General features: G+C 69.4%; 12 protein-coding genes. 3 read left to right on the top strand and 9 right to left on the bottom strand.

Annotated elements, in window-relative coordinates; genetic code table 11:
• Positions 1 to 212, bottom strand: a 212-nt coding sequence (locus AC3XYG_RS34380; protein ID WP_489144391.1) for a hypothetical protein, incomplete at its 3' end; no start/stop codon positions are given.
• 143 nt (positions 213 to 355) lie between these two features.
• On the opposite strand from AC3XYG_RS34380, the gene AC3XYG_RS34375 reads away from it, so the two are divergent.
• Complete coding sequence (locus AC3XYG_RS34375; RefSeq protein WP_489144390.1) at positions 356 to 1,615, top strand: cation:proton antiporter; 1,260 nt, start codon at positions 356 to 358, stop codon at positions 1,613 to 1,615.
• Here AC3XYG_RS34375 and AC3XYG_RS34370 read toward each other — a convergent pair.
• The 6 genes from AC3XYG_RS34370 to AC3XYG_RS34345 form a co-directional block, all read right to left on the bottom strand.
• Entirely contained in the window at positions 1,612 to 1,926 is a 315-nt protein-coding gene (locus tag AC3XYG_RS34370; protein ID WP_489144389.1) for a hypothetical protein, read from the bottom strand. The genes AC3XYG_RS34375 and AC3XYG_RS34370 overlap by 4 nt on opposite strands.
• Before the next feature lie 6 nt (positions 1,927 to 1,932).
• The gene (locus AC3XYG_RS34365; protein WP_489144388.1) at positions 1,933 to 4,434 is read right to left on the bottom strand and encodes a two-component system VirA-like sensor kinase; all 2,502 of its coding nucleotides are present in this window, start codon (positions 4,432 to 4,434) and stop codon (positions 1,933 to 1,935) included.
• Positions 4,431 to 5,426 carry a cytochrome-c peroxidase gene (locus AC3XYG_RS34360; protein WP_489144387.1) on the bottom strand — a complete coding sequence of 332 codons (996 nt, stop codon included), beginning with the start codon at positions 5,424 to 5,426 and terminating at the stop codon, positions 4,431 to 4,433. Before AC3XYG_RS34360 ends, AC3XYG_RS34365 begins: the two co-directional genes overlap by 4 nt.
• A 217-nt stretch (positions 5,427 to 5,643) precedes the next feature.
• Positions 5,644 to 5,904 (bottom strand): hypothetical protein, encoded by a 261-nt coding sequence (locus AC3XYG_RS34355; RefSeq protein WP_489144386.1) that lies wholly within the window; start codon positions 5,902 to 5,904, stop codon positions 5,644 to 5,646.
• 338 nt (positions 5,905 to 6,242) lie between these two features.
• On the bottom strand, positions 6,243 to 6,983 hold the full coding sequence (locus AC3XYG_RS34350; protein ID WP_489144385.1) for a response regulator: 741 nt from the start codon (positions 6,981 to 6,983) through the stop codon (positions 6,243 to 6,245).
• 579 nt (positions 6,984 to 7,562) lie between these two features.
• A complete protein-coding gene (locus AC3XYG_RS34345; RefSeq protein WP_489144384.1) occupies positions 7,563 to 8,186 on the bottom strand; it encodes a GntR family transcriptional regulator in 624 nt (207 codons plus the stop codon).
• A 136-nt stretch (positions 8,187 to 8,322) separates the two neighbouring features.
• Between AC3XYG_RS34345 and AC3XYG_RS34340 the strand changes: the two genes are divergently transcribed.
• Complete coding sequence (locus AC3XYG_RS34340) at positions 8,323 to 9,219, top strand: hypothetical protein (protein ID WP_489144383.1); 897 nt, start codon at positions 8,323 to 8,325, stop codon at positions 9,217 to 9,219.
• A 42-nt stretch (positions 9,220 to 9,261) separates the two neighbouring features.
• Positions 9,262 to 10,800, top strand: a complete 1,539-nt coding sequence (locus AC3XYG_RS34335) for an ABC transporter substrate-binding protein (protein WP_489144382.1) — start codon at positions 9,262 to 9,264, stop codon at positions 10,798 to 10,800.
• A gap of 51 nt (positions 10,801 to 10,851) precedes the next feature.
• On the opposite strand, the gene AC3XYG_RS34330 is transcribed toward AC3XYG_RS34335, so the two are convergent.
• Entirely contained in the window at positions 10,852 to 11,019 is a 168-nt protein-coding gene (locus tag AC3XYG_RS34330; protein WP_489144381.1) for a type II toxin -antitoxin system TacA 1-like antitoxin, read from the bottom strand.
• Positions 11,020 to 11,060: 41 nt separating this feature from the next.
• Positions 11,061 to 12,457 (bottom strand): Ppx/GppA phosphatase family protein (locus AC3XYG_RS34325; RefSeq protein ID WP_489144380.1); only part of this gene is annotated, 1,397 nt, incomplete at its 5' end.

Here is a 12,457-nt window from a genome sequence, read left to right as displayed (position 1 = left end):
TCGAGCACCATCTCGCGCCGCGCCGGCCCGAGCTGGTCGAACGCCTCCATCGGATGGCTGTAGGGTTCGTGCAGCAGGTCGAGACGGTTCAGCAGCAGGGCGACGGCACAGGCCTCCTCGACCGCCAGGGACGCGATCCGGTCCGGATCCGCCGCCACCGTCTGCACCAGCTTGGCGAGCCGGGCCATGTCCTGGTCGCTGTAATCCGCCATCGCTCTCTCCATCAGGCCCGCCTGGCGACCATTCTTGCCTCACCTTCCGGGCGAACGACAAGCATCGGGGAACACCGATGCGCCTTCATCCCTTATCGAGGGATGGCCCACACCGCACTGCCCCAGCCCCGCCGCCCGTCCTGATGCCCGAGATCTACATCATCGCGCTGGCGGGACTCGGCCTGCTGGTGCTGCTGGTCGCGTGGCTGCCGATGGTGCTGCGCCGGGTGCCGCTGTCGCTGCCGATCTTCTGCGTCCTGGCCGGCTATCTCGCCTTCAGCCTGCCCGGTGCGGGGCAGGCCCCGTTCCCGATGTGGTTCCCGATGGCGACCGAGCGGCTGACGGAGCTCGTCGTCCTCGTCGCGCTGATGGGCGCCGGGCTGAAGCTGGACCGCCCCTTCGGCTGGCGTGGCTGGCGCCAGGTGTGGCGCCTGCTGGGCATCGCCATGCCGCTCACCATCCTGGCCACCGCGCTGCTGGGCTGGTGGTGGCTCGGCCTCGGGCCGGCTGCCGCCCTGCTGCTGGGCGCCGCCCTGGCGCCGACCGACCCGGTGCTGGCCGCGGACGTCCAGGTCGGCCCGCCGCGCACCGGCGAGGAGGACGAGGTGCGCTTCGGCCTGACCGCCGAGGCCGGGCTGAATGACGGGCTGGCCTTCCCCTTCGTCAACCTCGCCATCGTCACAGCCGCGCTGACCGCCGGGACGGCCGGCGTCCCCTGGACGACCGGATTGGCCAGTTGGCTTCTGGTCGATGTCGCCTGGAAGCTCGCCGCCGGCATCGGCATCGGCTGGCTGGCCGGCCGCGTGCTGGGCTGGGCCACCTTCCGCGCCCATGCCCGGACCCGGCTGGCGCACACCGGCGACGGCTTCGTCGCCCTCGGCATCACCCTGCTGGTCTATGGCGTGACCGAGGCGGCGCATGGCTACGGCTTCGTCGCGGTGTTCGTCGCGGCGCTGGTGCTGCGCGCGGCGGAGCGCGGCCACGATTATCACGACACCATGCATGGCTTCATCGAGCAGGCCGAACGGCTGCTGATGATGCTGACCCTGGTGCTGTTCGGCGGCGTCATCGCCCAGGGCCTGTTCGCGGCGCTCGACTGGGCCGAGGTGGCGGTGGCCGTCGCCATCGTCTTCGTGGTCCGCCCGGTGCTGGGCTGGATCAGCCTGGCCGGCCTGCCCTGGCCGCGGCGCGAACGTGCCCTGGTCGCCTTCCTCGGCGTCCGCGGCATCGGCTCGTTCTATTACATCGCCTACGCCCTGAACCACGCGCATTTCGCCGAAGGCGCGCAGCTGTGGTCGGTGGTCGGCTTCGTCGTGCTGTTGTCGGTGGTGGTGCACGGCGTGACCGTGACGCCGCTGATGCAAGGCGTCGAAGTCCGGGACGGGCCCCGGCCCGATCATTAGCGGCGGCGCACGGCCCGCCGGACGGCAAGGCCCCCGACCAGGCCCCATCCCAGCAGGACGAGGACCATCAGCGGGGCCGTCAGGATGAACAGCCAGCCCATCATGCCCATGCTGTAGAGCAGCGCACCGAGATCCCGGCCGGCGAACAGGCAGGGATGGATGCTTCCTTCATCCACCGTGCAGCCGAGGACATTGGCCACCAGGGCGGCGGCCAGGACCGACAGCAGCGGCACGAGTTCCAGCACGGTGAAGATCACCAGCAGCCAGAACAGAATGCGGCGCAGCACCGGCTTGCGCGGCTCAGGCGGCATCCGCGATCACACCGCAGGAACGCGGCGGCCATCGGCCGACGCCAGTCGGCGCGCCAGCGCCATGGCGATCTCATGCGACAGCAGCGGCTGCCGCACCACCTCGGAGATGCCGGCACCGAGCAGCTGCTGGGCGCTGAATTCATCCACCGACGGCGTCGCCAGCAGGATCGGCAGGGCCGGCGCGGCGCGGTGCAGCTCCGCCGCCAGGCCGAGCGTCGCCTCGGCCGTGTCCCGCGCATTGACCAGCACCGCATCGAAGCGGTCGGGCGCGGCCCGGCAGGCGGCCAGCATGCCGGCCGGCTCAGCAAAGCCCACCGGCTCATAACCCAGCGCGGCCACCATCTCCTCGTCCCGCATCAGCCGGTCGCGGTTGTCGCTGATCAGCAGCACCGTCTGGCCCTGCCCGCGCGGGATCGGGCCGGGCCCGGCAGCATGGCCGAATTCGGCGGCGGAGACGCAGGGCAGCCAGACTTCGAACCGGCTGCCGACCCCGAGCTGGCTCTGCACGATCACCGTGCCTTCGTGCTCGCGGACGATTTCCTGGACCGTGGCGAGGCCCAGCCCGTTGCCGGCCAGCCGGGTGGTGAAGAATGGCTCGAAGATCCGGTCGAGCGTCGTCGAATCCATGCCGCGCCCGTGATCGGCCACGGTCACCACGGCGTAATGACCGGGCAGCAGCTCGCGATGCGGCTGCGCCTGATCCGCCGTGATGTCGCACATCTCGGTCTGCACCTCGATGGTGCCGACACCATCCATCGCCTGCCCGGCATTGTTGCAGAGATTGAGGATGACCTGCTGCAGCTGGGCGGGTTCGCCCAGCACGACCGCCGTCTCCGGCACGCCGCCGACCACCAGCTCGATTCCCGGCGGCAGCGAGGCGCGCAGCAGCGATTCCGCCTCGGCGAGCAATTCCCCGACGCCGATCCGGACCCGGCGCGGATCCCGCCGCCGACCGAAGGCGAGGATCTGTTCGATCAGGTCCCGCGCCCGCTCTCCCGCCCGCCGGATCTCCTTGAGGTTGCGGGCCGGCCGGCTGTCGGCGGCGACCTGGGCCTCCGCCATCTCGGTGTAGCCGAGGATCGCGCCGACGATGTTGTTGAAGTTGTGGGCGATGCCGCTGGCCAGCGCCCCCACCGTTTCCATGTGCCGCGCTTGCTGCAGCCGGGTTTCCAGGCGCGTCCGCTCCTGCTCCATCAGGTCGCGGCCGACCGCGTTGGCGAGGGCGTCGAGGGCCATCCGCAGCAGCCCGAATTCATGGCCCCGCATGCTGACGAAGGGACGGACCACGTCGAAGCCCAGCACGCCGATCACATCGGGCCCGTGGCTGCGCGAGATGCAGGCCCAGGCGCTGAGATCGGCGGCGACCAGCGCATCCTTGCTGGGCCCTGGCGGCAGGTGGCCCACATGCCGGATGTGGACCACGCCATCCTCGCTCGCATCGAACCGGGCGGCCAGGTCCAGCGCGTGGTCGGGCCAGCCCAGGGGATAGCTGATGCCGCCGCGGCTCCACAGATGCCGTTCGGTCGGCAGGCCACCCCAGACGAAATAGGCCCGGTCCGCCCCGACACGCTGCGCCAGCTCCGCCAGCGCCTGCCGGACCTGGCCGTCGACCTGCTGCGGCCGCGCGCTGATGAAGCGTGTCGAGATGCCGGCGACGAAATGTTCGAAGGCGGCGCGATCCTGCAGGGCCAGCGCCCGCGCCCGCAGCTGCAGCCCGAGATGGATCAGGAGGATGAGCAGCAGCAGCGACACGCCGTACAGCACGAAGCGGTATTCCCGCGCTTCCGACCGGGATGCGATCTGGCTCTGCAGCACGATGGCGCGGAACGCCGCCTGGTCCCGCACGGTCGGCAGGTCGAAGATCGCCTTCAGCAGCCCGTCGGTCGCCGGCAGCAGATCGTGCAGGACCTGGCCATGCACCAGCAGCCCACGGACGGCATCGGCATCGAGGTCGTCGAACGAGGCCGCCAGCTCGGTCAACGCATCCAGCCGGTTCTGCACCTCGCCTGCGATCTGCGGCGAGGTGTCGAACGAAAGATGCAGCACCGCCGCGGACAGACCGCTGACCGCGGCGCTGAGCGCTGCCGTCCGTTCCGCCGCCCCGAGCCGGGAGCTGAACCGGCCGAAATAGGCGAGCGAGTTCTGCAGCAGGGCGTTGTTGCTCTTGAACAGCTCGATCAGCTGTTCCTGCTCGCCGACCGTGGCGGCAAGCCGGTCGAGCGCCACCGCCATGTCGGCGTCCACGGCAGCCGCCTCGCGCAGCTCCACCAGGTCGGCGTTGAGACCGGCCAGCTCGCGCACCACCGGGTCGTAGTTGTGCAGCAGCCCGGCCCGGGCGGCCAGCACGTCGCGGCCGAGGGCGCTGTCCGTCATCACGAAGCTGTCGAGCGTCGCCAGCGCTCGGTCGAACAGCTCGGCGCCGGGGTTGATGCCGCGCACCAGCAGCCAGGTCAGGAGCAGCAGCAGGAGCGCCAGGGGTGCGGCCACCAGGGCCGGCTTCAGCTTCATGGTGCGGCACCCGCCACTGGGCGCCCCCGGTAGGTCCCCGTCAGCGACCGGAGGAAGGCCACGATCGCGGACACCTGGTGATCCGTCAGGGTCTGGTCCAGCTGCGCACGGCCCATCTGGGTAACCGCATCCTCGAGCGTGGGCGCGCTGCCGTCGTGAAAATAGGGCGGCGTCGTCGCGATGTTGCGCAGGCTGGGGACCCGCAGGATCCGCGGCCTCGGCGATGCGAGCGGATGAAAGATGCCATGCCGTTCGAACAGATTGCCGCCGACATTGACACCCTGGTGGCAGGAGATGCAGCCGAGCGACTTGAACAGCTGGTAGCCGCTCTGCTCCTGGATCGAAAGCGCATCGGCATCCCCCCGGAGCCAGCGGTCGAACCGGCTGTCCGGCGTCACCAGCGTCCGCTCATAGGCGGCGATCGCGTCGATCAGGCTCTCCCATTGCGGCTCGTCGCCATAGACCTGGCGGAACCTTCCGACCATGGCCGGGTCGGCGCGCAGCCTCGTCAGCACCTCCGGAATGCTCGCCCCCATGATCTGTGGGTTCTGCATCGTGGTGTCGGCCTGCTCCTGCAGCGTCCGGGCCCCACCCTCCCAGTTCAGCCGGAAACTCAGCGTGGCATTGAAGACCGTGCTGGAGTTGAACGGGACGTCGGTCCCGTCTGGCGCCTTGTCGAACCGGGTGTCGCTGGCGCCATTGGTGTCCGGATCATGGCAGGAGGCGCAGGACCGCAGCCCGTTGCCGGACAGGCGGACGTCCCGGAACAGGCTTTCGCCCAGGGCCAGCTTCTGCGGATCGATCTCCGGCGCCGGGGGAATCGGCGAGATCGGCTCCTGGTTCGCGACCAGGGCCTTTTCGGCGGCCGGCGGCCCGGGGGCCTGCGCCGGCGCCCCGCTGATCAGCAGCACCACAGCCAGGAAGATCCACGCCCAGCGACGGTGGCAGGCGTCGGGTGACGCGGCGGGGGATGAAGCGGCGGGAACAGCCACGGGTCAGGTCCTTGCGAAGGGCGTCAGTGTCGGAACACCGGCATTCGCCCGCGCCATCCCCGACGGCAGCCGGAGCGGGCCGGTGCCGATGATCCCGCCACGCAGAGCGGCGGTCGTCAATGATCGCGATGAAGGAGCCGGCGGGCGGTGATACGGCCCGTCACCGGCCGGCGATGGAAGGCGAGCGCGCAAAATGGCGGCCGGGCGTCCCGCAGCCTTACCGTTCGCCGCCCACCGTGCGGCCGCGATGGCGGACCGCTGCGGGATGGCGGTGGCCACCGGTGCCGGCATCATAGGCCCTCGACACCACCTCGCCGGCACCGCTGGGCACATCATCCGCAGTCCGGGTCCGCCAGGTGGCGGGGGTGTCGGCCTGGAGTGCGGCCGGCGCCTGCGCGCTCAGCGCCCCGCCCAGGACCACGGCCAGCATCGCCAGGGCCACGAACACGACGAACCGGGTCGATATCAGCAGCTTCATCGTCCCTTCCCCCCAGCCCCGCAGGGGAGAGCGGCGTCAACGGACAGCCCCTCACATCGCATGGTTCTCTCCCAACAGGGTGTCGGGAGGCATCCTGCAGGACGCGTGTTACCGCATCCGCTCCGGCGATCGAGAATGCGGTTACGGCTGTAATGCAGCCGATCCCCTGCCGAACCGGACACGGGCGACCGGGCCGGCGCGACCACGGCCGGGATAGTCGGTGCCCCCCGGCGCCGTGACGGCCGCCGACCTTCAAGGGTGGTCGGCGGCCGGTCGATGCCGAAAGGATGGGCATGCTGCTTTACCAAAAGCCCTGCACAGGCGGCGAGCGGCCCGGGTCAGAGCTGTTCGACGGTGAGGGCGAAGAGATAGCCGACACCACGTTCGGTCTGGATCACACGCGGCGCGCTGGGATCGGTTTCCAGCTTGCGCCGCAGCCGCAGGACCTGGACGTCGATCGTGCGGTCGAACACGTCTTCGTGCACGCGGGTCGCCTGCAGCAGGTGTTCGCGCGACAAGGGACGCTGCGGCGCGTCGAGAAAGGCGACCAGCAGGGCGTATTCGCCCTTCGTCAGGGTCACCGGCGCGCCTGCCGGGTCGGTCAGGCGGCGCGTGCGCCGGTCCAGCAGCCAGCCGCCGAACCGGTAGCGGCCCCGTTCCGGATCCCGCTGCGGGGCCGCACGGCCCGCCTCGCGCCGGCGCAGCACCGCACGGATGCGGGCCAGCAACTCGCGCAGGCCGAACGGCTTGGTCACGTAATCGTCGGCGCCCAGCTCCAGCCCGACGACGCGATCGATCTCGTCCCGCCGGTGGCCAGTGGTGATGATGACCGGCACGTCGGATTGCGACCGGATCGACCGCAGCAGATCGAACCCGTCCGCCTGCCCGAGATGCAGGTCCAGGATCACCAGGTCCGGCTCGCTTTCGGCGAAGTCGCGGAGGATGTCCTGCGGTCCGGAGGCCGCAACGCCCCGGATACCGTGTTCATCGAGGTAGTTGACGATCATGTCCAGCATGGCGGGGTCGTCGTCGACGACCAGCACCCGCACCGGCTGGCTGCTTTCGTTGTTCGTGTTCATTCGTGTCTCGACACCCATGCTCACCCGTGCTTCGACGCTTATCATTGAAACATGCTCCAAATTCAGAAGACTCGGGTCGCCCGAGCCTCGAAGTCAGCATCGTGGGCCCTGCATGATTCCGGCTTCGTTGTCCGGATTCCTCCGTTAGAGGGAAACACTGTTATCATACAACAACAGTTACCTAGGTCACACACTCGTAAAATTTCGCCCCGGGGCCGCTGCTCCTACCTCCCGTCGTCCCGATAGACGATGAGACAAGAGGCAGCAGGCGACAGATATGAAAGAGACCTCTTCTCTTCAATCTCCGACACCAGGTTCGTTTCCGCACTCCCGATGGTTACCATCGATCCTGCCCCGAAACGACCGATAACAACGACTTTGGGGCCGGCTGCCCGGATTTCGGCCCGAAATCCGGCTTTTTATGCAATTACCAGCATAGATAGCATCACAATTTTAAATTGCGCGCAACCTATATTGTTCGTTTTCGAAACCAATTTGTAACACTCGTCGGATGGACATGCGCAAACATGGCTCACCTGAGCATTCGGTGGAGCCCAGTAACTCCGATCGAATTGCGCGTCAGCGCCGGTTGATGTGGCGGTCGATCAGCGCTCGCAGCGCCGCGGCGTCGCGATCGCGGATGGCATCGACCATCCCATGGTGTTCCTGGGCGCTCTGGCGCACCCCCGCCAGCGTGTACCAGCGGCCCGTCGTGCCGTCCTGCCCGCGCTCCCGCATCTCGCGGATCAGCTCCGCCAGCACCGGGTTGCCGGCGATCTCGTAGAGTCGGCGATGGAAGGCGAAGTTCAGCTCGGTCCGCGTCGGCGGGTCGCCGGTCTCGATCGCCTGTTCGAACCGGGTGGCGAGATCGGCGAGATCGGCGAGGTCGGCAGCCGTCGCCCGCTCCACCACCGGCGCGGCCGCCCCGGCCTCGAGGATCGTCCGCACCGCCTTCATGTGCAGCAGCTCCTCCGGGTCCGGCGCCGCCACCCGGAAGCCGCTGTTGACCTTGTGCTCGACCAGATGGCGGTTCTTCAGCTCGACCAGCGCCTGCCGCACCTCGAAACGGTTGGCCGCGTAGCGGTCCTGCAGGTCGATCTGCTTGAGCCATTCCCCGGCCCGGTAGGTGCCATAGAGGATGTCGTCCCGGATGGCGCCGACCAGCGCCTCGACCCGCCCCTGATCCGTGTCCTGCCGCTTCATGCCACCGTGGTCTCGACCGTCCTGGCCGGCCGCGCCGCGCGGCCCCGTCCCGTCCTTCTAGCATGCCGGGTTGCGGGATGCGATTTTCACGACTATCGTCACGTACAAATTGGCGCCAATTTTGGAGCAGGCCAGGATGGCGGATGGTGGGGCGGCTGCGATCGCAGCACGGGCAAGGGTCGAAGGCATGGCAGGTGGGCCGGCGCCGGTCCGTGCCACCGGCGCCAGCACGGTGCTGGCCTGCCGGGCAGATCCGCGCTTTTCCTATTGCCTCTACATCCCACCTTCACTGCGTGAAGCAGCGCCGGCCCGGGTGCCGCTGGTGGTCGCGGTCCATGGCAGCCTGCGGACCATGGAGACCTGCCGCGACGCCTTCGCCGAATTCGCCCGCTGGCACGGCGCCGTCGTCCTGGCGCCGTTGTTCCCTGCCGATATCCGGGGCGACGGCAACGAGGACGGCTACAAATACATGGTCGAAGGCGACATCCGGTACGACCGGCTGCTGCTGGCCATGGTGGCGGAGGCCGAGGCGCGCACCGGGCTGGGCTTCGACCGGTTCTGCCTGTTCGGCTTTTCCGGCGGCGCCCATTTCGCCCACCGCTTCCTGTACCTGCATCCGGAGCGGCTGCGCGCCGTGTCGATCGGCGCCCCCGGCTCGGTCACCCTGATCGATCCCAAGCGGGGCTGGTGGGTCGGCACCAGCGACATGGAACGGATCTTCGGCCACGCCCCCGACCTCGACCTGATCCGGCGGGTGCCGGTGCATCTGGCGATCGGCGACAGCGACCTGGAGACAGCGTCGATCACCCACCGGCCGGGCAGCCGGCACTGGATGGCGGACGCCAACCGCGCCGGGGCGAACCGGATCGCCCGGCTGACCAGCCTGCGCCGCAACCTGCAGGCGCATGGCCTGGCGGTGCGGCACGACATCATCCCCGGCGCCGCCCATGATTTCGCGGCCGTGACGGAGCGCGCCAAGGGCTTCTTCCACGACGTGCTCGGCCCCGGCCAGGCCCGCGCCTTCGGCCCATGACAGCAAAACAATGAAGCGACAGGGGGCAGTATGAACCGGCTCATGCTTCTGGCCGCCGCGGCGGCGCTGGCGGCCCTGCCCGCCGCGGCGGCCGAGACGCCGCAGCGCGGCGGCACCATCAGCACGATGCTGTCGGCCGACAGCCGCAGCACCAACCCCGGCGTCGACCGTGACGGCGCGACCGACATCGTGCACCAGCACATCGTCGAGGGGCTGGTCGGGTTCCGCGAGGATCTCGAGATCGGGCCGATGCTGGCCGAGAATTGGGATGTCTCCGCCGACGGCAAGACCTACACCTTCCACCTGCGCCACGGCGTCAAGTTCCAGAACGGCGCGACCATGACCTCGGCCGAGGTGAAATGGTCCTGGGACCGGCTGATGAACCCGGCCACCCAGTGGCGCTGCCGCGACGTCTACACCGGCGACGGCGATTTGAAAGTCGACAGCGTCACCGCCCCCGACCCCGACACCATCGTCTATGTGCTGGACCGGCCGAGCGCCGGCTTCCTGTACAACCTGGCGCGGATGGATTGCGGCGGCACCCCGGTCTTGCACCCGTCCTCGGTCAAGCCCGACGGCAGCTGGGACAAGCCGGTCGGCACCGGCCCCTTCATCCTGTCGGACTGGCGGCCCGGCCAATACATCGAGCTGACCCGGTTCGACGGTTACACCCCGCGCGACGACGCCATGAGCGGCTATGTCGGCCGCAAGGAGGTGTTCGTCGACAAGGTCCGCTTCAACATCATGCCGGACCCGGCGGCAATGCTGACGGCGCTGCAGGCCGGCGCCCTGGACGTCGCCCCGCTGGAATCGCAGGACCGGATGCAGCTGGAGGGCAATGCGGCCTTCCAGATCCAGTCCAGCGTCACCCCGGGCTGGGAAGCGCTGATCCTGCATTCGGAAGACCCGATCCTGCAGGACAAGCGGGTGCGCCAGGCCATCGTGATGGCACTGGACCGGCCGACCATCGCCAACGCCGTGAGCTTCGGCGGCTCGGCCTTCTCGGCCACGCCGGTGCCGGCCTTCAGCCCCTATCATTCCCAGGCCCAGACCGACGCCCTGCCCTTCGATCCGGACCGGGCCAAGGCGCTGCTGGCCGAAGCCGGCTATGCCGGCCAGCGCATCGTGCTGACCGCGAACAAGCGCTACAGCGAGATGTATGACTGCGCGGTGCTGGCCCAGGACATGCTGCGCAGCGTCGGGCTGAACGTCGAGCTGGAGGTACTGGAATGGACCGCCCAGCTTGACGCCTACCAGACCGGCAAGTTCACGCTGCAGTCCTTCTCCTACTCGCCGCGACTCGACCCGCTGGGCCAGTGGGAACGGATCATCGGCCCGCAGCCGCGCAAGATCTGGAAGGACCCGCGCGCCATCGCCCTGCTGGCCCAAGCCAACGCGGCCACCGACCAGGCCGGGATGCAGTCGGTGCTGGACCAGATCGGCCGGCTGTTCACCGAGGAGGCGCCGGCCGCCAGCCTGTACCTGCACAATTCCGACTACGCGGTGACCCAGCGGATCGGCGGCTTCACGGTGTGGCCGGCCGACGCCCCGCGCTTCTGGAATGTGTGGGTCCGGAAGTGACGGCCTGAAGCGCCGCCTGATACAGCGCGAGTGGCTCGGGCGCCGAAACCGTCACGCCTTATCCCAGGGGGCCGGGGTCCGCATCGTCCGGCACAGTCGCTCATTGGGTTGGGACGGCCGGTCCAACCGGGCAAGGACGGCGGCATAGGCTTCCGGGCTGGCCGTGCTGATGGCCTTACCCAGCAGCACCTCTTCAGCGGCGGCGCGCGACCTAGACATGGCTCACCTCCTGCGGTTCAAGCACCTTGGCATGTCTCACTCTACCCCACCGCGCGGCGCGATTCCTCGACCACGACACGGCCGGGCTTGCCCAGCGCCTTGGCCACGGCGTCGAGACGGCGGTCGACGGCCAGGCCGGTCAGCGCCTCCTCATCCGCCGGCAGGGTGAGCACCACCGCGTCGCCCGAGACGGCAAGGCTGGTGCGCTCCAGCAGCGAGGTGGCGCCGCCGGTCAGGGTATGGGCCAGGCGCAGGGCCTGGCCGAGCAGTTGCACCCGGCTCCGCATCGCCTCGGTCAGCAGTTCCAGCACCGACGCGGTCAGGCCATCGCCCAAGGAGCCGCCGTAGCGGACGTAGACCGCCGCCGCCAGGAACACGCGCTCGGCATGGTCCATCCCGGCCACCGGCATGCGCAGCACCCGCAGCCAGGCATGTTCGGCGCGATAATCCGGATGTTCGAACCAGCCGATATCGGACAACAGGCTGGCGGCCTGGCGCAGCCGAGCCTCGTCCCCGGTCTCATCCGGGAACACCGATCGCGTCCATTCCGCCACCACCTCGGCATGGCCGAAGCGGTCGAGCCGGTGGGCGATCTCGGCGGCGGCGAAGATCAGCGGGTCGCGCGCCTGGTCTTCCGGCGACAGCAGGTCGAACAGGTGACCTTCGCGCAGCCCGAGGGCCGAGAACACCACCCGCGCCGGATTCAGCGTCTTCAGCACGCCTTCCAGCACCAGCGCCGCCATCGGCAGCATCTCGACCCGGCGGCGGGAGATCGAGGAGCCGGACAGCGCCCCCTTGCTCTGCTTCGCCACCAGGCCGACGAACTCGGCCAGCGACCCGGTCGGCACCGTGTATTGGTGGATGATGTGCAGCGGGTGGTTCTCGCGCTCCATATACAGCTTGGCGATGGCGCGCCAGGCGCCGCCGACCGGATAGAAGCTGCGGCCGGCATAGCGCGGCAGCCAGTCCTGCTGCACCAGCGTGTCGAGCACCACGCTGCGCGCTTCCTTGCGCGCGCCGGTCTCGTCCATCAGCCGGAACGGGCCGAGCGGCAGCGTCACCTGTTCGCGGATGGTACCGCGGTCGAGCCCGACCAGTTCGAGCGAGCCGCCGCCGAGATCGCCCATCACGCCATCGACATCGCGGATGCCGGAGAGGACGCCGAGCGCGGACAGCCGCGCCTCCTCCACCCCGCTGATGATGGTGATCGGCAGGCCGCAGCGCCGCTCGACCTCGGCGACGAAATCGGCACCGTCTTCGGCGTCGCGCACCGCCGCGGTGGCCAGCACGTCGACCCGGTCGACGCCCATGCCTTCCAGCAGCCGGGTGAAGCGGGCCAGGTTGTCGACCGCCTGGACCACCCCGTCGGGCGCCAGCCGGCCGGCCTGGCCCAGGCCGCGCCCGAGGCCGCACATCACCTTCTCATTGAAGATCGGCA

The organism is Inquilinus sp. (genome assembly GCF_057815775.1).
The sequence above is the reverse complement of the archived record's forward strand: the minus strand, read 5'-3'. Positions and strand labels throughout refer to the sequence as shown.